Raw genomic sequence first — 21,170 nt, forward strand, 5'->3', positions numbered from 1 at the left:
AAGCAGCATGAGTAAGTTAACCAACCCAAGTTTATTATTACTTCGAAATGAAGACGAACTTGTTGGAAAATCAATTTTAGTGGTTAACTTTGAGCAAGATGGCTTTTTACGTGAACTTAAAACGCTTAACCCTGACGCAAACATTACTGCGTTCAGTTATAACCACGCAAATGCCATGTATGCTAGCAAAGTTGCTGGCGTACATGCTGTGGTTGATCACACCATCCCCCATGGTAACTACGATTTAGTAATCTACTATTATCCAAAAGCTAAGCCTGAAGCACTAATGTGCCTTGATAACATTCGTGCTGTTTGTCATCAAGATGCGCAACTTTTTGTGGTAGGTGAAAATAAAAGTGGTGTTAAATCAGCAGAGAAACAACTAAAAGACCACTGTGGCTTTAGTAACAAAATCGATAGTGCCAAGCACTGTATTTTGTATTTATTCTCTGAACTTACACTCAATAATAGCTTTGCTATCAGCCACTACCACAAACAATTCCAAGTGAAAGCCGGTGATATTGAATTTACTGCTATCAGTGTACCTGGCGTATTTAACCATGGTGCGCTTGATGTGGGCACTGCAGTACTACTTAATAATGCGCCGAGGATTAGCCAGGGTAAAGTGCTCGACTTTGCATGTGGTGCAGGCATTATTGCTACTTACTTAGGTTTAAAAGCACCTGAACTTGAATTTGTGTGTAGCGATGTAAGTGCCCTTGCAACTTACGCCACTGAGCAAACCCTTGCGATCAATAACCTTAAAGGCGAAGCGGTATTAAGTGATGGTTTAGCAGATATTAGTGGTAAGTTTGATTTAATTATCAGTAACCCACCGTTCCATACGGGGATTGCCACAGATTACACCATTGCCGAAGCATTTCTTAGCTCAGCAAAACAGCACTTAAGTAAGCAAGGCAAGTTAACCATAGTCGCAAATAGCTTCTTGAAATACCCACCCATTTTAGAAGCGCAATTTGGTCAGTACAGCACCGACTTTAAAAACACTAAATTTGCCGTTTACTCAGCTAAGTAAAAGCTGAGTAAATAGCTTATTCGTTGCAAAAATATTTTTTAAAATATTTAGTTACTTTTTAATGTCTTTGCTAGACTAAACTCTTACTAATAACAAAAATTCTGGCCTACTATAGCGCATGTCAATATTCTCGACACAAACAAGTATTCGTAAAGCGTTGACTAACGCGGTAATGCTAGTCACTGCGTTATGCTTGTCTTTGTCTATTTCTATATCGACTTACCTAGATGTAAAAGAGCAAAAAGCGCTAATTGTCGATAAAATCTCTATCCTATCGAAAATAATCGCCTACAACGCCCAAATCACCGTGTTGTTTGACGATAACGAAACCGAATCCGAGCGCTTAAAGTCATTTGAATCTGTGCCGCTTATTAAAAATATCCACATCTATTCAATCGATGAGTTATCAAACGAGCCGGTGTTTTTTAGTAGCTTTAATGCCAATAGAACCCCGCCTGTGCCTATCAAAGTCAGCAGTATTGATAATTTATTAGAGCCACGCTTTAAAGATAAAGATATTGAGCTTATCACCCCGATTGTCTACGAAGGCAACACCATTGGTTATGTGTATGTTCGCGGTGGCTTAGACAGACTCAATCAATATATTAATCGTAAAATTATCATCGATATTTTACTTACCCTTTTCGTTTTAGTGTTGGTGTACTTTGTTGCTCGACGTATTCAAAAACGTATTGCAAACCCTATTGATGAATTAAGTAACTTGCTGCAAGACGTGTCGAAAAACCATAACTATGAAACCCGCGCGCAAAAAACCAATATCGATGAAATAAACCAGCTTGCAAGCAGCTTAAACATCATGCTTGCGCGTACCCAAAATCAAATTCAGCGTCACGAAAAAGACAAACAAGAAATTAAACAGCTCAACCAAAGCCTTGAAGAAAAAGTAAACCAGCGCACTATCGCCTTACGGGAAGCAAACCAAGAGCTACTTAATACCCTTGAGCGAATGCACCAATACCAAAACCAAATCGTCGAGAACGAAAAGATGGCATCATTAGGCCAGATGGTTGCCGGTGTTGCTCATGAGGTTAACACGCCTATTGGGCTTGGAATTACAGGCTCAACACTGTTACGTGACAAGCTGGCAGAAATACACGCACAATTTGAACAGAAAACCTTAACATCGACGCACTTAAAACGCTTTATAACCGATGGTATCGAAAACCTCGACCTAATCTATCGCAACCTAAATCGTGCCGCAGAGCTAGTTTCTAGCTTTAAGAAAGTGGCCGTTAATCAAGATGTCGAGATCTCCACCAAAATCAACTTACATAACTTATTAAGTGATGTAGTGATGTCGATGCGCTCAGAAATTCAATACCGTAATCCTAAGGTCACGATTAACTGCAACAATGATGTCAGTATTGAAACCAAATCTGGACCGTTACAACAAGTGTTACAGCAGCTGTTAAGTAACTCTGTGATCCACGCATTTAGCGATGATCAAGATAACGAAATCACCTTTAATGTTGAGCGCAATGAAAGCAGTTTAATCATTCACTACTTCGATAACGGCAGTGGTGTAGACAAATCGATCCGCAAACGAATTTTCGATCCATTCGTGACCACAAAACGGGGTGAAGGTGGCAGTGGTTTGGGCATGCATCTCGTTTATAACTTAGTGACCCAAGCGCTTGGCGGTAGCATCATATTTGATGAGCTGGCTCAACAAGGTGCGCATTTTATTATTACTCTGCCATTGCAAGAAGGTGCAGCGTAATGAGATTTGTATGTTGTATCTTATTAGCCTTACTTGTCGTTTGCCCTGCATTTGCCAAATCACCAGACCAAGTTAAGTCGGCGTTTTTATATCAAATAGCGAAGTTCACAAAGTTTAATGATCAACTGGATCCACCTGCTATTACGTTTTGTTTTTATGATATAGAAAAAGGTCCAGGCGCCTTCCTTAAAGATAGAAATGAACTGCAAATTAACAAAAAACCTATTCACGTTAAATTAGTGAAAAAAACCCAGCAAATTTCTGAACTTTCTCAAGTTTGTGATATCACATACATTGATGAAACATTAGAAAATGATATACTTCCACTTTGGACCGATACAATTTCATTGGATACTTTAACAATAGGTGAAAGTATCAGCTTTTTAGAAAATGGCGGTATAGCCTCACTGGTTCAAGAAGGAAATAAAATCCGACTGTATATCAATAAGCAGCACGTATTGCAGCATAACTTTAAAGTGCAATCTCGATTGTTAGCTATGGCTAAGTTTTATCCAAATTGATTTTACTTGTTAACAATTGGATCTAATCCTATAATCTCTAGTATTCGGTTTTGCTTGATAATACCGAATTTTTGTAAATAAAATTTCCGAAAAGGTTAATATACAATGCAAACGCCAGTCATTCTGATCGTAGAGGATGAAGACGTAACTCGACTAAACCTCGTTAGTTTATTTGAAGCTGAAGGTTACAAAGTTATTGAAGCCATTGATGGCGATGATATGCATGACAAGCTTACAAATAATGATGATGTGAACCTTGTAGTTATGGACATCAATCTACCAGGTAAAAACGGGCTAATCTTAGCACGTGAATTACGTCAAAAACGTAACGTTGGTTTAATATTCTTAACAGGTCGTGACAACGACGTTGATCGCATTTTAGGTCTTGAAATTGGTGCTGATGATTACATCACTAAACCATTCAACCCTCGCGAGTTAACTATTCGTGCTCGTAACCTTATTTCGCGCACAGCCCTTGGTGGCGAAGAAGCGAATATCGAAACAAATGGTGTTATTACATTTAACGGTTGGGAACTTGATGAAAACAGCCGTTGTTTAACATCTCCAAGTGGCGACGCTAAACGTTTACCTAAAGGTGAATACCGTGCGCTACGCTTAATGCTTGACTCACCGGGCCGTATTTTCAGCCGTGAACAATTAATCAAGCACATGACTGGCCGTGAGCTTCGCGCTAACGACCGTACTGTAGACGTAACAATTCGTCGTATCAGAAAACACTTTGAAAGCGATAACAGCACATCTGAGCTGATCAGCACCATCCATGGTGAAGGCTACCGCTTCATTGGTAAAATCGACAGCTAATTAGAATTAATCTTCTAACTGCTGTAAGAATAATTGGAGGGCGTCACGCCCTTCATTTATTTTCACTGCTAATTCATCAAGCCACTGCTGTAACTCTTCACTACTTTCTTCAAGCGCGCCGTGTTCCATCTTCTTAGCATGTAATTGCACATCGTTTAAACCTACAGAGCCAGCTGCACCTTTTAATTTGTGTGCCACCGATTTGTACTCTTCTCTATCATCTGCCGCTAAGGCATCTGCAAGCTCAGTTTGATACTGAGGGTTTAACTTGCTAAATAACTCACAACTACGATTAAAGATCACCAGCCCCATTGAGCCTACAAAATCTTCGATAGTTTCAATATCAAGTAACTCAACACGAATACCCGATAAATCTTTTTCAGCTACCACTTTTATTGGCTCTGGCTGACAGTTTTTCTGCTGTTTAATATCGAATAGCTCGCCGAGCATTTTATCGAGTTTAGTGGTGTTGATAGGCTTAGCGAGTGCACCTTGAATATTAATACCCGCAAGTTCTTCTTCGGCACTACGCACGTTGGCAGTCAAAGCAACGATTGGCAGGTTATCAAAATGCTCATCGTCACGAATTTGACGAGCCACTTCATCACCATTGATATCAGGTAACTGCATATCAAGCAGAACAAGGTCTAAGTCATCTTCTGTGTAGACAAACGACAGCGCATCTTCACCGGTTTCAGCCCAAATAACTTCGTGGCCACGCTGCTCAAGTAAGTTAGTAGCAATTTCGGCATTTAGCGGTACATCTTCAACTAACAGAATGTTTAAGCTGCGCACTGCATAATTTTGCTCTGTTGGCGCAATACAAAGCTTAAGCGGTATTTCAACAACAAAAACACTGCCCTCACCTTCCGTACTACTGACATGGATTTCACCTTTCATAGCACTAACAAGCGCTTTTGTTACCGCAAGGCCGATACCAGAGCCAATAGCATTGGTGCCGTTGATATCTGGCGCTTTGTAGTACATGTCAAAGATACGATGTAGCTGCTCTTGTGGAATACCTTGGCCCGTGTCGCTAACACGCATCACTAACCATGGACCATCAGGACGATTCTCACGACGACACTCAAGCTCTACATGACCTTGCTGAGTGAACTTAACGGCATTGTTAATCAGGTTCCAAACAACCTGACGTAAACGAGTCGGATCAAGGGACGCATACACATCTAGCGTACCCTTACGTTTAATATTGAACTCTAGTCCCTTTTGTTCAGCAATTAAGCCAGCGAAGTTCACCACATCATTAATGAAGTCGGCCACATTGACTGAGTCAGCAACAATATCGAGTTGCTCACGGTCAATTTTATCCAAGTCGATAATATCGTTAAAAATATTGCCAAGGGTTTCGGCGCTTGAAAATACCGTGTTACACCAGCTTCGTTGTTGTTTATCAAGTTCTGTATCAAGTAGCATGCGAGTTAAACCCACAATACCGTTAAGCGGTGTTCTTAATTCGTGGCTCAAGGTTGCAATGAACTTACCTTTATCTTTATATGCTGCTTCAAGGGCTTGAGCCGCCTCTTTACGACTGGTGATATCACGGCCAAAGGCAAGCAAACCAATGTACTCACCTTTTTCATTAATGAAGGGTAGCTTACGCATTTCAAACCAGCGTTTTTCACCATCAACGGGGTATTCAACGTCGAGCGTCAAGGCTTGATGGGTTTGAGATACTTTTTTATCGGTGCGCAGCACTTCTGGCAAATAATCGCTTGGGTAGATGTCTTCGACACTCTTGCCAATTAGCTCATCACTGGTTTTTCCGATCACTTGTTCAAACATTTTATTACAGCCAGCAAACACGCCGTTGTTATCGCGGTAATAAAATAAATCGGGAGACGAGTCGACAATAGAGCGTAATAACATGCCCTGTTGTGCAAGCTCTTGTTGGGTTTTCTTACGCTCGGCGATTTCGCGTCTGAGTTCTTCAATCGCTCTATGCTTGGCATGAAACGCCATTTTACGCTCATCAATCTCTTCGTTTAAGCGACTGATATTGTCTTTTAGTGTTTGGTTAAGCAGTTTTTCTTGTTTGGTTGCGCTATCTAAATAGCTGTAAGAGGCTTCTAACTGACGAATCGAATTAAGCAGCACAGTAATTAAAATCGGTGATACTACTGCGGTAAAAAACATCACCGCCAAAACATCAACTAAAGTCACCGTACCAACCGCTACATAATAAAACATGCACGATAAGATCAGCGACATGACCAATAATAAGGCGTAACAGGCAGCGGCAGTTTTAAACTCACCGTATTTAGAAATAAAGCTTGAGAGTGTGCGAGCCCACGGACTCAAAGAAGAATCAATCATATATTAAAGCTTAGGCACATAATCGAAAAAAAACAGCATAGCTAATTTTATCACTATTCCTTTAGAAATATTCATATTGTGCGATAAACATAGAATTTTTTCATCAACGCCGCTTTTTTATATTTTTTCATGTAAAATACCGCGCTTTAATAATTGCAAAGAATGAGTATTACCATGCAAACCACAATGCCAGATATTGCTGATACGGCTCCCGCCTTACGAACAGGTAAATTAGACTGGGTTGGCATGGGCGAAATTGAACTTCCTTTCATTTTTGAATCTCGCAATATTGCCCCTGTAAATGTGATTGCCAAAGCGCGCGCTTTTGTGAACTTACATAAAGAAGACGCGAAAGGCATTCATATGTCGCGTTTGTTTTTAGCGCTGGATACTTTATCAACCGAGCAGCAAGTGAATCCGCAAACACTTGCGCAAGCACTTGATGCCTTTATTAGTAGCCATGATGATTTAAGTGACCAAGCGCAAATTGAATTTAAATTTGAGCTGCCATTACGTCGTAAATCGTTATTAAGCGGCAAAGTAGGCTGGAAAAACTACCCTATTCATCTCATCGCTAAAATCAATCAAGGCGTTTTAAGCTTTGAGCTGATGGTTGATGTAACCTACTCATCAACTTGCCCATGCTCAGCGGCCCTTGCTCGTCAGTTAATTCAAAATGCATTCAGCGAAAAATTTGCAGAGCAACATGTTGATAAGCAAACTGTTCTAGAGTGGCTAGGCACAACGGATGGGATTGTTGCTACACCACATTCACAGCGTTCAATTGCAAACGTGAAAGTAAAACTCGACAGCCAAATTGACAGTTTTGATGTGGTTGGCTTAATTGATGCTTTAGAAGCTGAGCTAAAGACGCCTGTTCAAGCGGCAGTTAAACGTGAAGATGAGCAAGAGTTTGCCCGCTTAAATGGTCAAAACCTCATGTTCTGTGAAGATGCTGCACGTAAAATTAAAGGCTTACTTGAAGAGCAAAACTACGCAGATTACTGGCTGCAAATAAACCACTACGAATCACTTCATGCCCATGATGCCGTGGCAATCGCTGTTAAAGGTATCGCAGGCGGATACACAGCTTAAAAATTTCGGGTAACTCCACACTTAGGCACGCTAATTGCTATTTATTTTCAGTGTCAATTTGTTGTTGTGGAGTTACCGTATGGAATTCGCTTTATTATCAATTTTAGTTTTAGTCGTAGTAGCCTCTGTTGTTGCGTCAAAGTTTACCGATGAAGGCGGAAACCCTTACCCTTTCACTCGTAAACAAACTGTTTTTACGCAAGTGGAGAGTGCATTTTTACATCTTCTTGAACGCGCTGTTGGCGATCAATATAAAATTGTTAGCCGCGTTAAACTCATTGATTTAATTGACTGTAAGCAAGGCTTATCTGTTAAAGCTAAGCGCGCAGCAATGGCAAAAGCCAAAAATAAACAGCTCGACTATGTACTCATCGACAAAGACAAACTTACCATTGTTGCTGCTGTTGATTTAGTAAACAACACCAACCGCGACGGTCACAAGGCACAGCGTGATTGGTTTGTCAGTGGTGCATTAGAAGCTGCCGGTATTCCGCATATTCGTATGAAAGTGAAATCTGGCTATCAACCAAGAGAAGTGCGTGACGCTATCATGTTTAAACTTGGTAAACCTGCAGCAGCACCAATTAGACCTTCACGTAACCGCGTAACAAAACCAGCGGTATTATCACCATCTCAAGCAAAAGCACACTCAACGGCGCTTGCTGAAATATAGCCCGTCATAAATTTGGCAAAAGCAGACTTTAAGGTCTGCTTTTTTGTTTGTTTTAGACATTTTTAGGTATAATCACCCTATTCAACCTAAGGAATCAAATATTATGCACGTTGGTATTATTGGCGCGATGGAGCCAGAAGTAAAAATCTTACGCGAAGCGATGGCAAACCCAAGCATCATGACTAAAGCTGGTTTTACATTTTACACGGGTGAATTAGCAGGTAACAAAGTTACTTTAGTTCAATCTGGTATTGGTAAAGTAGCCTCTGCTGTTGCAACAACACTGCTAATCGATAACTTCAGCCCTGATTGTGTGATCAACACAGGTTCTGCAGGTGGTTTTGAGCCATCATTAAATGTGGGCGATGTCGTTATTTCTTCAGAAGTACGCCACCATGACGTAGACGTTACTGCATTCGGTTACGAAATCGGCCAAGTACCACAAATGCCAGCTGGCTTTGCTGCACACCCTAAACTGATTGAAGCAGCAGAGCAAAGTGTTAGCCAAATCAGTGATGTTAAAACCATGATTGGCCTTATTTGTACTGGTGATTCATTCATGTGTGACCCAGTACGAATTGAAAAAACACGCGCTGAATTCCCAACTATGCTTGCAGTAGAAATGGAAGGCGCAGCAATTGCACAGGCTTGTCACGTGCTAGAAACACCATTTGTTGTTATTCGTTCAATGTCTGACATTGCTGGCAAAGAGTCGCCGCAATCATTTGAAGAGTATATCGAAACTGCATCTATCAACTCATCAAAAATGGTTGTTGCTCTTTTAGAGAAACTGACGTCGGTGAGTTTATAAGGTGATTGCAAATATTGTTCAAAACCATTTGGACATTATTGTATTTTTTGTAGCGCTCTTTGCTGAGCGCTTTTTTCCTTTGGTAAGTTGGTATCATCCGAATACCTTTTTAAGCGTTATTTTCTCTGCCCTCGGCGAGCGTTTATACAGCCCCGCGAACCCCAAAAGTTATCAATATTTAGCCTCAACACTGGCTTTTAGCTTCACTGTTTTAGTTATAGTCACCTTGGTTGTACTTTTTTTAGAGTTTGCCTTTTACCCCGAGTTATTAAATGGCTTAATTTTATATTTGTTACTCAGTAGCCGCGCTCAAGAGAAGAAATCATTACGTATTGCAAGGCTACTTAAGCTCAATCAAAAAGCCACCGCCAGAGAGCTAGTAGCTAGCCTTGTTGCTCGTGATGTATCGCGCTTATCTGCCCCAGGCATTTGTAAAGCAACCATGGAATCGCTGGTGCTGCAAAGTGCGCGGCATTATTTTGCCGTTATATTCTTTTATCTGCTTGGCGGCGCTATCCTTGCTTTGGTTTATCGCTTACTCACATTAATGCATCAAGCATGGCGTAAGAATCGTAAGCCAAACAGCCCGTTTTTAACGACCATTGCTAAGTTACTGTTTGTATTGGAGTGGTTACCCATTAGGTTAGTTGCATTAACTATTGCGGCAACCAATGCCAGCAAGCAGAGCATTCATTATATTAAGCACTATGGCAGACACTTTTATCAAACCAATACAGGGTGGCTGTTAAGTGTTACATCGGCTGCCTTGCAAGTGCAGTTAGGCGGCCCAGCCCTATACCAAGGTGAGCGCTTTAATAAAATGCGCGTCGGTACTGACCGCCTACCAAATGCCGAAGATATTCCCGCTTTAGTGAATCGTTTAAATCAAGCGAAAGCATTTTGGTTACTGCTTATCATCGCCATTGAAGTCGCTACGCTGTTTATTAGCTGAGAAAAAGCACAAAAAAACCAGCCGCAGCTGGTTTTTTTATACTAATTAACTTACTTAATTAAGCTAAGGTGATTTTAGCAAACTTTCGTTTACCAACTTGGTAAATCTGTGTTGTGCCTTTAGCAACTTCAAGCTTAGTATCCGTTACTTTTTCTTCACCATTAATCTTTACAGCGCCTTGTTTAATCATACGCATAGCTTCTGATGTACTTGCTACAAGGTTAGCTTCTTTTAGTAAATTAGTGATGAACACAGTGTCTTCAGCAATAGTTACTGTTACTTCTGGGATCTCATCTGGCAATGCATTTTTTTGGAAACGCTTGATGAAATCTTGATGTGCACCTTCAGCAGCGTCTTCACTGTGAAAACGTGCAATCAGTTCTTTTGCTAATTCAATTTTAATGTCGCGCGGGTTTGCACCATCAGCAACACGTTGTTTAAGTGCAGCAATCTCTTCGATTGATAATGCACTTAATAAATCGTAGTAACGCCACATTAGCTCATCGCTGATAGACATAACTTTACCAAACATGTCGTTTGGCTCATCAGTAATACAATGTAGTTACCTAATGACTTAGACATTTTCTGAACGCCATCAGTACCTTCAAGCAGTGGCATCATGAGTACTGTTTGTGGCTTTTGGCCTTCGTCTTTTTGTAATTCACGACCCATTAATAGGTTGAAGCGTTGGTCTGTACCGCCAAGCTCAACATCAGCTTCTAATGCAACTGAGTCCCAACCTTGTACCAGTGGATATAAAAATTCGTGGATCGCAATTGATTGACCGCCGGCATAACGCTTTTTAAAGTCATCACGTTCTAGCATACGTGCTACTGTTTGACGCGCAGCCAGTTTAATCATACCTGCTGCACCTAAGTTCTCCATCCACGTAGAGTTGAATGCAACAGTCGTTTTTGCAGGATCAAGAATTTTAAATACTTGCTCTTTATATGTTTCAGCGTTAGCTAATACATCTTCACGAGTTAATGGCTTACGTGTAACGTTTTTACCTGTTGGATCACCAATCATACCGGTGAAATCACCGATTAAGAAAATCACTTCATGACCTAGGTCTTGGAAGGTCTTCATTTTGTTGATAAGAACTGTGTGGCCTAAATGCAGATCAGGCGCAGTTGGATCGAAACCCGCTTTGATCTTAAGTTTCTTACCAGACTTTAGCTTTTCGACTAATTCGTCTTCAATTAATATCTCTTCTGCACCGCGTTTTATCTCAGCTAGAGCGGTTTGTAAATCCACTGTGTATTACTCCAAAAATTCAGCTACCGGGGCGTGGTGGCCTGTCAGGGTTATAAATATAGAGCTAAAAACTTTAAAATTTAGCTAGTTAGCACCAAAAAGCGACACTAGAAAAAAGCCTAACTTAAATAGTTTAAGAAACAGCCCTGGAGGCAGCGCGCATGATTGTTCTTTATACCGCGTTATTGCAATTTAATGAAGGTACTTTAGTTAACTAATGTTGATTTAGTTTAAGCCAAGGCATCTGCTGCAATTTTAACCAAAAAAGTTTAACGCGCAGGCCAATTCTAGCGTAAATTTACGCCAGTTTAAATCTACAAAACACTGGTATTTGCTCTATTTTAGGTATATCCTGCGATATTAGTATTTAAATTTCTTGACAGCAGAAAAGGCACGATATGGTTCACGTAGTGCACAAACTTCCCAAAAAACACAAACTGCTCATTCTCGGTTTGGTTTCTGCTATTGTCGGCTTGGCATTATTGCCTTCTGAAAAAGCCACCGCATCAAAGGATAACAGTGCAAACGCACTTGAAATTGGCAAACGCTACGAATTACAAGTTAAAGTTGATGATAACGAAAAACTAACTGAGCTGAATTCGCAGCAAGCAGCAGCAAAACTTCCAGAATACGAGCTTATCGACCATGAAGTACGTAATGGCGATAATTTAGCACTTATCTTTAAACGTGCGGGTTTCTCAGCGCAAACATTACACAAACTAGTTAATACCAACGCTGAAACACGTAAGTTAACAAAAATTCACCCAGGCGAAATTTTAAGCTTTGCAACCGCTGAAGATGGCTCTTTAGCGCAGCTTCGTTATGTGATTTCAAAAACAGATACCTTATACGTTACCTTAAATGACGAAGGTAACTACGACACCTCTATCGATAGCAAAGAGATTGAAACACTGAGCAAATCTGCCGGTGGTGAGATCACAAATAGCTTTTGGACTTCGGGTATTGCCGCAGGTTTAAGCGAGCGTCAAATTATGAATTTTGCTGACATCTTCGGTTGGGATGTCGACTTTGCTAATGACATTCGTAAAGGTGACCAATTTGGTCTTATTTACGAAGCTCACTATGTTGATGGTAAATACATTGGCGACGGTAAAATTATTGCCGCAGAGTTTATTAACCAGGGTGAGCGTTACACTGCTATTCGTCATACCGATGGTAACTTCTATACGCCTGAAGGCCGCAGCATGAAAAAAGCTTTCTTACGTGCGCCAGTTAACTTTAAGTATATTAGTTCGAGCTTTAACCCTCGCCGTTTGCACCCAGTTACTAAAACAGTAAAACCTCACAACGGTATCGATTACGCAGCGCGTACAGGTACGCCTGTTGTGTCATCGGGTAACGGTAAAGTAATTAAAGCAGGTTACAGCAAATACAATGGTAACTATGTATTTATTAGCCACGGCACTCAGTATGTGACTAAGTACTTACACTTAGATAAGAAAGTGGTTAAAACTGGCCAGAAAGTAAAACAAGGTCAGAAGATTGGTACTGTTGGTGCGACAGGTCGCGTAACTGGCCCACACTTACACTATGAATTCTTAGTAAACGGTGTACACCGTAATCCGAAAACGGTCAAACTTCCTAAATCAGAGCCACTTCCGCGCGATGAATTAGCTAAGTTTAAACCGATTGCTGATAACTTCTTAGCGCAATTACAACGCAACCGCGAATTGCAATTAGCGTTAAATAAGTAAGCTTCTAATATCAAAAAGCCGCTCCAGGAAACTGCAGCGGCTTTTTTCATATCTTTAATTTTACTGCTTCCAAAGCAGTACATAGATAAGCTGTATAACTAACGAAATCATCACCAAGGGCCAAACATACTTGGCATATTTAGTTGCTTTATCAAGCCCCGTTCTAGCGCTGTACTTTTCAAGCAGTGGCACCAAAATCACTAACGCCACAAACAAACACAGCAAAATCACAAATACATTCACTAGGCTTCCTTTCTTGTAGAATATTAAGGTTCACTATACCTAAATTGAAGGCAAAAAAAAGCGCAGTAAAATTACTGCGCCAGTCGGTTGGAAGTAAAACGACTAAATCGTGCTGTTAGCCAACAATTGCTAACAGAATACCTGCTGCAACGGCACTTCCTAATACCCCTGCTACATTTGGTCCCATGGCATGCATCAACAAGAAGTTATGTGGATTGCTCTCAAGACCTACCTTATTAACCACCCGTGCGGCCATTGGTACCGCTGATACACCCGCTGCACCTACTAACGGGTTGATTGGCGATTTAGAGAATTTATTCAGGCCCTTCGCCATAAACACCCCTGATGCTGTACCAATTGCAAAGGCCAGAGCACCTAATACCAAAATACCAATCGTTTCTACGGTTAAGAACTTATCTGCCGCAAGCTTTGAGCCTACCGCTAAGCCTAAGAAAATAGTGGTAATGTTGATGATTTCGTTTTGTGCACTATTGCTTAAGCGATCAACCACGCCCGATTCACGCATCAAGTTACCTAAGCAGAACATACCGACCAGCGGTGTTGCTGCAGGTAAAAACAAGATGGTTAAACTAAGCACCATTAACGGAAAAACAATTTTCTCTTTTTTCGATACGGCACGAAGTTGCGGCATTTGAATTTCGCGCTCTTCTTGCGTTGTTAGTGCACGCATAATTGGCGGCTGAATAATTGGCACTAGCGCCATATAAGAATAAGCTGCTACAGCAATCGCCCCCAGTAAATCAGGTGCTAGCTTAGATGCTAAGAAAATAGCTGTTGGACCATCCGCCCCACCAATAATGGCAATTGCCGATGCGTCTTGTAGTGTAAATTCAAAGCCAGGAATATAGTTAAGCAGTATTGCACCAAATAAAGTTGCGAAAATACCAAATTGCGCAGCCGCACCTAACAGCAACATACGCGGATTAGCGATTAAGGCACTAAAGTCAGTCAGCGCCCCTACGCCCATAAAGATCAAAAGTGGGAATACCCCAGAGTCGATCCCAATATGGTACACGTAATACAAAAGGCCGCCCGGCTCAGATAACCCAGCTACTGGAATATTAGTTAAAATAGCTCCAAAACCAATCGGTAATAACAACAGTGGCTCAAAGTTACGGGCGATTGCTAAATAGAGCAGCAAGCAACCAACCGCAATCATGATCAATGCCGGAAAAGTAAAGTTAGCAATACCCGTGGCATGCCAGAGGTTTAAAACACCATCCATCCTCTGTCTCCTATGCCAGCGCGATTAGCGCATCGCCAGTGGCAACAGAGTCGCCCTCTGCCACTAATACTTCTGCAACTGTGCCTGAGTGTGCGGCGCGAATTTCAGTTTCCATTTTCATCGCTTCCATAATGATAACCACATCACCTTCGTTAACGGTTTGACCTGGTTTCACTTTCACTTTGAAAATATTACCTGCCAACGGTGCATTGAGTGTTTCGCCCGCTGACGCTGACGCCGACTGAGGAATTAACTCACTGTCTTTTAGGGTTACTTCTTTAAGCTCACCACCTTGCGCTACGACGACATCGTAAACTTTACCATCAACTTTAACGCTGTACTGCTCTGCTTTTACAGGGCTTGAAGCAGCAGGAGTTGCTTCAGTTTTAGCAACTTCACCCGTTGGAATTGCTTCAAATGCATCTGGGTTGTTGCGGTTTTTAATAAATTTAAGGCCAATTTGTGGGAACAATGCATAAGTAAGCACATCATCAATCACATCATCAGCAAGCTCTAAGCCTTGCTCTTTAGCTTCGCTTAATAACTCTGCTTCTAGCTTCTCAAGCTCAGGCTCTAGCTTATCAGCAGGGCGGCACGTAATTGCTTCAGCACCCTCAAGTACTCGCTCTTGCAACTCTTTATTCATAGGCGCTGGTGTTGCACCATATTCACCTTTCAGCACACCCGCTGTTTCTTTTGTGATGGTTTTGTAACGCTCGCCAGTTAGTACATTTAGTACCGCTTGAGTACCGACAATCTGTGAGGTCGGTGTAACGAGTGGGATATAACCTAAATCTTCACGAACACGCGGGATCTCAAGTAACACTTGGTCAAGCTTATCAGCTGCACCTTGCTCTTTAAGCTGGTTTTCCATGTTAGTTAACATGCCGCCCGGTACTTGCGCTAATAAGATGCGACCATCAACGCCTTTGAGGCTACCTTCAAAAGCGGCATACTTTTTACGAACATCACGGAAATAAGCAGCAATTTCTTCCAATTGGTTTAAATCAAGACCAGTATCTCGCTCTGTGCCTTCAACAATTGAAACTATGGTTTCTGTGGCGCTATGACCATAAGTCATACTCATTGACGAAATAGCTGTATCAAGCATATCGATACCCGCATCGATTGCTTTTTGGTATGTTGCAGTACTTAAACCTGTGGTCGCATGGCATTGCATCGCAATAGGAATAGACACGGTTTCTTTTAAGCCTTTGATCAACTGCTCACAATCGTATGGCTTTAGTAAACCCGCCATATCTTTGATACAAATTGAATGGCAACCAAGATCTTCTAGTTGCTTAGCAAGTTTCAGCCACATATCAAGTGTATGCACTGGGCTTACTGTGTATGAAATTGTACCTTGAGCGTGTGCACCTACTTTTACCGCTGCTTTAATCGCGGTTTCAAGGTTACGTACATCGTTCATCGCATCGAAAATACGGAATACATCAACACCGTTTTTATGAGCTCGCTCAACAAACTTTTCGACTACATCATCAGCATAATGGCGGTAGCCTAAAAGGTTTTGCCCGCGCAGTAACATTTGCTGCTTAGTGTTTGGCATTGCAGCTTTTAGCTCGCGAATACGTTGCCAAGGATCTTCACCTAAATAACGGATACACGAGTCAAACGTTGCACCACCCCATGATTCAATAGACCAATAACCCGCATTATCGAGTTTTTCTGCCATGGGTAACATGTCGTCTAAGCGCATACGCGTTGCCAAAAGAGACTGGTGTGCGTCACGCAATACTAATTCGGTTAGTTTTAATTTAGCCATGTTTGAGCTGCCCCGTTATTTTTGTTTATTTCGAAATTGAGCAATTGCAGCGCTGATAGCTGCAATATGTGCCTGTGGCACACCCTGTTGAGGTTGAATTTTTGCTGTTCGCGTAGGTTCTGCAGTTGCAGGATCGTCGAATCGACCCACGACTTTCGACATTAAGATCACCGCAGAAATCAAAATGCTCAGAAAAACAAACACGCCAACCATGCCTGTCACCATCAAACTGGCCGCAGTGGTGAGTAATCCACCTATATCCATACGACTCCCCTCGCTTACTTATAATAAAAAGTCATTTTTGTTAAATATTTATGCACCAATGATAACAAAGAAAATCAATTTGTATAGCATCATTGTAAATTGGTAAAACCAATTAAATTTAAAATAACATGACACACATATAATTAACACCCCACTATTCACGCATTTAAAGCCCCGTTATAGATGATATAAATAGTCAATATAGCCAGACGTTATATGCTGAACTATTAATTAATAGCAACAAAATGACCAAAAACCACACACAACAAGGCGTTAGAGCTAACCCCACAAAACAAAGTTAAATTGGTCTTACCATTTTTAGCAGTTTCTTTCATTTTTCTCATGCAGCTCAATATGAAAAAATATCACTATGAATAAGTTACATGCTTACTCGTAAAAGTTACCAAATGATGAACCCTGCCAATAACAACAAAAACACATAACCAACTGAAATTTAAGAAATAAACATTCTGGCACAGAACTCGCTTTAGTTACATCGAACTTAAGAAAATTTAAATAGCCAAGGAGACCACTATGTTACGCTGGACAATTACTTTTTTAGTTATCGCGTTAATCGCAGCAGTGTTAGGTTTTGGCGGTATCGCAGGAGCCGCTGCAGGCATCGCTAAGATTATCTTTTTTATATTTTTAGTATTACTTGTTATTTCGCTGGTATCAGGAGCACTTAGAGGCAGTGTCCCTAAGTAGTTAAAAGCAGATAACCACTTACTTTATTTTAAATTTACAAGGAATTTCATTATGAAAAATTCAACTTTAAAAGCCGCAACTATCGCCCTATTTTCAGGTTTATTTATAATGGGTTGTGAAGACAACACCGCTGAAGAAGCTGGCGAACGTATTGACGAAGCAATTACTGATACACAAAATGCAGTTGAAGATGCATGTGAAGAAGTAAAAGAAGGTGTTAACGCAAAAGAAACTAACTGCTAATAATACACCTTAATTAAGAAAAGCGGCCAAGTGCCGCTTTTTTGTGTATGCGAGTTAGCGAGTTAGCGAGTTAGCGAGTTAGCGAGTTAGCGAGTTAGCGAGTTAGCGAGTTAGCGAGTTAGCGAGTTAGCGAGTTAGCGACTTTAGGCTGCAAGCTGCTTGTGTCAAGTAGCTTGCTAACTTTACTCTTTCCCCTAGAAACTCGCTAACTTGTTGGGTTTCGCTCCGCTCTACCCTACGTCACGTAGATTTAAGAAACATCGCGCGAAATAAATTTCACGCCTACGCGTGGTTAAACCGCTGCTACCTCAAGCTCGCTAACTTTACTCTTTCCCCTTGAAACTCGCTAACTTATTTGTTTTATCTGATAGCTGACGGCTGAAAGCTAATAGCTCCTCTCCCTATAAACTCGCAACTTTACTCTTTCCCCTAGAAACTCGTTAACTTGTTGGGTTTCGCTCCGCTCTAACCAACCTACCGGCTCTTTTTTTAATCTGATAGCTGACGGCTGAAAGCTGATGGCTCATTTCCCTATAAACTCGCAACTTTACTCTTTCCCCTCGCAACTTTACTCTTTCCCCTCGCAACTTTACTCTTTCCCCTCGCAACTTTACTCTTTCCCCTCGCAACTCGCTAACTTGTTGGGTTTCGCTCCGCTCTAACCAACCTAAGTTATTACTCACAAACCTTAGTGAGGGGCTCGTTTGTCGTTACACTCGCTATATGCCACTGGCCGTCAATAAAACTCACCTTAGTTACATCGCTAACGGCAAAATCACCGGGGACATTTAAGCGCGTTAAGTTACTCGCTAGCTGCTGCTGACAATATGGGCCGGTATCGCCATGCATCACGAGCACAGGCTTTGTGGTGTGCTTTGCGAAGTCGCTGATAGCATCACGGTACACTTTAAAGGCATCACAATCGCTGCGCTGTGATTCGCTGCAAGCGGGTTTACTGGTTGGATGGTAAATGTCAGCTTGAAAGCCAAACACATAGGCCTTAGCATCCTGATGAACAAGCGCTTGCTTTAACCAAGTTAAGTTGTACTTATCACGTTTGTCAGCGGCATCAAGTGCTGCGTTTTTGTCACTTTTTAAAATTTGCGAGCGGCCGTTAAAAGTGCCCGGTATATGCAAAGTACGAAATTCAATGTCATCAAACTGCCAACGAGCATTTTCTAGCATTTCAGCCTGTGTGGCATAACCCTGTAGTTGCTTCGCTTTTTGTGTATAAGCCTCCTCAAACATCAAGCCTTTAACAAAGCTTAGCCGTTCAAGCTCATCAAAACGCACCGATAGCTTTTCTCGATCGCAATCTGTCCATTCATTATCACCTGGGGTGTAAATAAAAGGCAGTGTGGTCAACGACGTTAATAACGCTTTATTTGTTTGCAAAAGCTTATTGGTGCAAGCAAGTGCTCCCGATTTCATATCACCAAGGTGCATTAAAAAGCCATGGGGTGTTGCTGCGATTGCTTTAGTAATTTTTCCATCTTTGGCGAGATTAATTTCATCAATCGGGGTGTATGGCATATCGCCCATAACTAAAAAAGTATTTGTGGTCATTGCTAGTGCTAATGACATTGAACTAACAAACATACAACTTACACCTAAAAAATACAGATACCTTAAGCTCTCATAATGACAACTAAATGAAAACCAACTGCGGCAGTTTTTTTCTATCAATGTTAAACTGCTGCCAGTCGATTAAGTGAGTCCCCGAATGACATTAAGTACAACTTACACATTAGATAAACCGTATTATTACGAATGCTTTGATGAGTCTCTACCTTATTCATCACAAGCTAAGCCTAAATACCCGCTGTTGGTATTGTTAATAACCTTAGGCTTATTAGCTTTTTATCAATTAGAGAATCATTATCTGGGCAGCTTTATGATTATGCTTGCTGTCGTTGAGTGCTTATCGTTTTATTACAAGCGGCCATGGTGGGTCGCAAGACAAATGCTGAGTCGAGCATCAGGTAGCGAAGTGACTATCGTGTTTGATGATGAAGGGGTGAAGGCCGAAAACCCGCATAAAAGTTACCAATTAAACTGGCAACAGATTAGTGAGATTATTGAAACTGAGCGAGGTTTTATTTTAAAAGCGCAGCGCGGTATGCAATATATTTCTAAACAAGCGCTAAATGATGAAATTACAGCTGAACTAAATAAAAGAGCCACTCAGTGAGTGGCTCTTAAAAATATCTGTCGCTGATTAAACGTTGCCCGGATTTGGGTTAGATTTCTCTGCTTGGATTCGCATGTAGATTTCTTCACGATGTACTGATACATCTTTCGGTGCATTTACACCAATGCGAACTTGATTTCCTTTAACACCAAGAACAGTAACTGTTACTTCGTCACCGATCATAAGGGTTTCACCTACTCTACGAGTTAGTATTAGCATTCTATTGCTCCCATGTTCCAAAAAATTAAAAGATTCCGCGTCAAAAACATTCTAATGAAATCTAGACTTAAAAGTAAGTAAAAACTCTAGATCTTATTCATTTTCAGTTAAAAAAACTTTGTGTAGCGCACGTACAGCCAGTTCTAAATACTTTTCGTCAATTAAAACTGATATCTTTATTTCTGATGTCGATACAAGCATCACTTTGATGTTTTCATCGGCAAGGGCATTAAAAAATAAACTTGCCACACCAGAGTGAGATTTCATCCCTACACCTACTGCAGACACCTTGGCAACATTGCTTATCCCTTTAATAGATTCTGCGCTGATACCATCTTGGTTACTAGTCAAAATTTCAAGCGCTTGCTCAAAATCATTCGTGTGCACAGTAAAAGCATAGTCTATTTTTTCAAAGTTATGATTAACTTGATTAATCATATCTATTTCGATGCCGAATTCTGCAAAAAGTTTCAAAATTTTTGCAAGGTTTTCCGTTCCTTGGTGCACGCCATTGACGTAAATCAAACTTTCGTCACGATTAAAGGCGATACCCGACACAATGTTTGCTTGCACATCCGGTTCCTCAAAACTGATCAAGGTCCCTTGATCCGGGTTAAAACTCGATAACACTCTGAGCGGTATATTATATTTTCCTGCGGCTTCAACACTACGAATATGCAGAACCTTAGCCCCAAGACTTGCCATTTCGAGCATTTCTTCGAAAGTGACATGGCTCATACGTCGCGCATTTGGTTCAATACGCGGGTCGGTCGTGTATACCCCATCAACATCGGTGTAAATCTGACATTCATCCGCATTGATAGCACCTGCAATCTCAACCGCAGAAGTATCTGTACCACCGCGACCAAGCGTAGTGATATTGCCCTCAATATCGCGGCCCTGAAAGCCCGCTATAATAGCAATCCGGTTATGCTCAAGTTCATGCTTAAGGCGAGTCGCAGCAATCTCTTCAATACGTGCTTTGCCAAACATATTATCGGTGCGAATGTTGACCTGATCAGCAAGTAAGCTTACCGCTGAGTGACCACGTTTAATAATAGCCATTGCGAGTAAAGAGACTGACACTTGCTCACCGGTGGTTAGCAACACATCAAGCTCACGAGCACTAGGTCGAGAATCGATTTGTTTAGCGAGTTCAATTAGACGGTTAGTCTCTCCCGACATCGCCGAGAGCACCACCACAACTTGATGGCCTTGCTGCTTGGTTTTTACAACAAGGTCGGCGACGGCCTCAATTCGCTCTATTGAGCCAACTGAGGTGCCACCGAATTTTTGGACGATAAGTGCCACTAGTG

At 41.3% G+C, this 21,170-nt stretch carries 20 protein-coding genes and 1 pseudogene; 12 read left to right on the forward strand and 9 right to left on the reverse strand.

Annotated features, from left to right (window positions below; genetic code table 11):
- The first annotated feature begins 7 nt into the window (after positions 1-7).
- The 4 genes from C2M33_RS14605 to arcA all read left to right on the forward strand — a co-directional run bounded on the left by C2M33_RS14605 (position 8) and on the right by arcA (position 4,120).
- Complete coding sequence (locus C2M33_RS14605) at positions 8-1,036, forward strand: methyltransferase (RefSeq protein WP_105174783.1); 1,029 nt, start codon at positions 8-10, stop codon at positions 1,034-1,036.
- Positions 1,037-1,154: 118 nt separating this feature from the next.
- Entirely contained in the window at positions 1,155-2,777 is a 1,623-nt protein-coding gene (locus C2M33_RS14610) for an ATP-binding protein (protein ID WP_063703491.1), read from the forward strand.
- A complete protein-coding gene (locus tag C2M33_RS14615; protein ID WP_063703489.1) occupies positions 2,777-3,298 on the forward strand; it encodes a YfiR family protein in 522 nt (173 codons plus the stop codon). The genes C2M33_RS14610 and C2M33_RS14615 overlap by 1 nt, the downstream gene beginning before the upstream one ends.
- Positions 3,299-3,403: 105 nt before the next feature.
- Entirely contained in the window at positions 3,404-4,120 is a 717-nt protein-coding gene (arcA, locus tag C2M33_RS14620) for a two-component system response regulator ArcA (protein ID WP_054551295.1), read from the forward strand.
- 6 nt (positions 4,121-4,126) lie between these two features.
- Here the strand turns inward: arcA and arcB are convergent, their stop codons facing one another.
- Entirely contained in the window at positions 4,127-6,454 is a 2,328-nt protein-coding gene (arcB, locus tag C2M33_RS14625) for an aerobic respiration two-component sensor histidine kinase ArcB (protein WP_105174784.1), read from the reverse strand.
- 174 nt (positions 6,455-6,628) lie between these two features.
- On the opposite strand from arcB, the gene folE2 reads away from it, so the two are divergent.
- The 4 genes from folE2 (at position 6,629) to C2M33_RS14645 (ending at position 9,985) form a co-directional block, all read left to right on the forward strand.
- On the forward strand, positions 6,629-7,549 hold the full coding sequence (gene folE2, locus C2M33_RS14630) for a GTP cyclohydrolase FolE2 (protein WP_105174785.1): 921 nt from the start codon (positions 6,629-6,631) through the stop codon (positions 7,547-7,549).
- 79 nt (positions 7,550-7,628) lie between these two features.
- Entirely contained in the window at positions 7,629-8,222 is a 594-nt protein-coding gene (locus C2M33_RS14635; RefSeq protein ID WP_063703483.1) for a DUF2726 domain-containing protein, read from the forward strand.
- Positions 8,223-8,325: 103 nt separating this feature from the next.
- A complete protein-coding gene (gene mtnN, locus C2M33_RS14640; RefSeq protein ID WP_063703481.1) occupies positions 8,326-9,033 on the forward strand; it encodes a 5'-methylthioadenosine/S-adenosylhomocysteine nucleosidase in 708 nt (235 codons plus the stop codon).
- A 1-nt stretch (position 9,034) separates the two neighbouring features.
- Positions 9,035-9,985 carry a cobalamin biosynthesis protein CobD/CbiB gene (locus C2M33_RS14645; protein WP_105174786.1) on the forward strand — a complete coding sequence of 317 codons (951 nt, stop codon included), beginning with the start codon at positions 9,035-9,037 and terminating at the stop codon, positions 9,983-9,985.
- 58 nt (positions 9,986-10,043) lie between these two features.
- On the opposite strand, the pseudogene tyrS reads toward C2M33_RS14645, so the two are convergent.
- A pseudogene (gene tyrS, locus C2M33_RS14650) lies at positions 10,044-11,242 on the reverse strand (tyrosine--tRNA ligase).
- Between the two features lie 398 nt (positions 11,243-11,640).
- Between tyrS and C2M33_RS14655 the strand changes: the two are divergent.
- Positions 11,641-12,957 carry a peptidoglycan DD-metalloendopeptidase family protein gene (locus C2M33_RS14655; protein WP_105174787.1) on the forward strand — a complete coding sequence of 439 codons (1,317 nt, stop codon included), beginning with the start codon at positions 11,641-11,643 and terminating at the stop codon, positions 12,955-12,957.
- Positions 12,958-13,017: 60 nt separating this feature from the next.
- Here C2M33_RS14655 and C2M33_RS14660 read toward each other — a convergent pair whose 3' ends face one another.
- The 4 genes from C2M33_RS14660 to C2M33_RS14675 all read right to left on the reverse strand — a co-directional run bounded on the left by C2M33_RS14660 (position 13,018) and on the right by C2M33_RS14675 (position 16,493).
- Positions 13,018-13,200: a hypothetical protein gene (locus C2M33_RS14660; RefSeq protein ID WP_105174788.1), complete on the reverse strand. Its 183-nt coding sequence runs from the start codon at positions 13,198-13,200 to the stop codon at positions 13,018-13,020.
- A 115-nt stretch (positions 13,201-13,315) separates the two neighbouring features.
- Positions 13,316-14,446: a sodium ion-translocating decarboxylase subunit beta gene (locus tag C2M33_RS14665; protein WP_063703471.1), complete on the reverse strand. Its 1,131-nt coding sequence runs from the start codon at positions 14,444-14,446 to the stop codon at positions 13,316-13,318.
- 10 nt (positions 14,447-14,456) lie between these two features.
- The gene (gene oadA / locus C2M33_RS14670; protein ID WP_105174789.1) at positions 14,457-16,229 is read right to left on the reverse strand and encodes a sodium-extruding oxaloacetate decarboxylase subunit alpha; all 1,773 of its coding nucleotides are present in this window, start codon (positions 16,227-16,229) and stop codon (positions 14,457-14,459) included.
- Between the two features lie 15 nt (positions 16,230-16,244).
- On the reverse strand, positions 16,245-16,493 hold the full coding sequence (locus C2M33_RS14675; protein ID WP_063703466.1) for an OadG family protein: 249 nt from the start codon (positions 16,491-16,493) through the stop codon (positions 16,245-16,247).
- 534 nt (positions 16,494-17,027) lie between these two features.
- Here C2M33_RS14675 and C2M33_RS14680 point away from each other — a divergent pair.
- A complete protein-coding gene (locus C2M33_RS14680; RefSeq protein ID WP_064971747.1) occupies positions 17,028-17,201 on the forward strand; it encodes a DUF1328 domain-containing protein in 174 nt (57 codons plus the stop codon).
- Positions 17,202-17,252: 51 nt separating this feature from the next.
- Positions 17,253-17,444, forward strand: coding sequence for a hypothetical protein (locus C2M33_RS14685; RefSeq protein ID WP_063703464.1), 192 nt, complete (start codon positions 17,253-17,255; stop codon positions 17,442-17,444).
- Between the two features lie 675 nt (positions 17,445-18,119).
- On the opposite strand, the gene C2M33_RS14690 is transcribed toward C2M33_RS14685, so the two are convergent.
- Positions 18,120-19,043 carry a hypothetical protein gene (locus C2M33_RS14690; RefSeq protein ID WP_105174790.1) on the reverse strand — a complete coding sequence of 308 codons (924 nt, stop codon included), beginning with the start codon at positions 19,041-19,043 and terminating at the stop codon, positions 18,120-18,122.
- 124 nt (positions 19,044-19,167) lie between these two features.
- Between C2M33_RS14690 and C2M33_RS14695 the strand changes: the two genes are divergently transcribed.
- Positions 19,168-19,635 carry a YcxB family protein gene (locus C2M33_RS14695; protein WP_105174791.1) on the forward strand — a complete coding sequence of 156 codons (468 nt, stop codon included), beginning with the start codon at positions 19,168-19,170 and terminating at the stop codon, positions 19,633-19,635.
- Positions 19,636-19,662: 27 nt separating this feature from the next.
- Here the strand turns inward: C2M33_RS14695 and csrA are convergent, their stop codons facing one another.
- Together csrA and C2M33_RS14705 are read right to left on the reverse strand one after the other, a co-directional pair.
- The gene (gene csrA, locus C2M33_RS14700; RefSeq protein WP_036970495.1) at positions 19,663-19,854 is read right to left on the reverse strand and encodes a carbon storage regulator CsrA; all 192 of its coding nucleotides are present in this window, start codon (positions 19,852-19,854) and stop codon (positions 19,663-19,665) included.
- Positions 19,855-19,947: 93 nt separating this feature from the next.
- Positions 19,948-21,165: an aspartate kinase gene (locus C2M33_RS14705; RefSeq protein WP_054551281.1), complete on the reverse strand. Its 1,218-nt coding sequence runs from the start codon at positions 21,163-21,165 to the stop codon at positions 19,948-19,950.
- Positions 21,166-21,170 lie beyond the last annotated feature (5 nt).

Source organism: Pseudoalteromonas sp. T1lg122 (genome assembly GCF_002964825.1).
Lineage (GTDB): Bacteria > Pseudomonadota > Gammaproteobacteria > Enterobacterales > Alteromonadaceae > Pseudoalteromonas > Pseudoalteromonas gelatinilytica.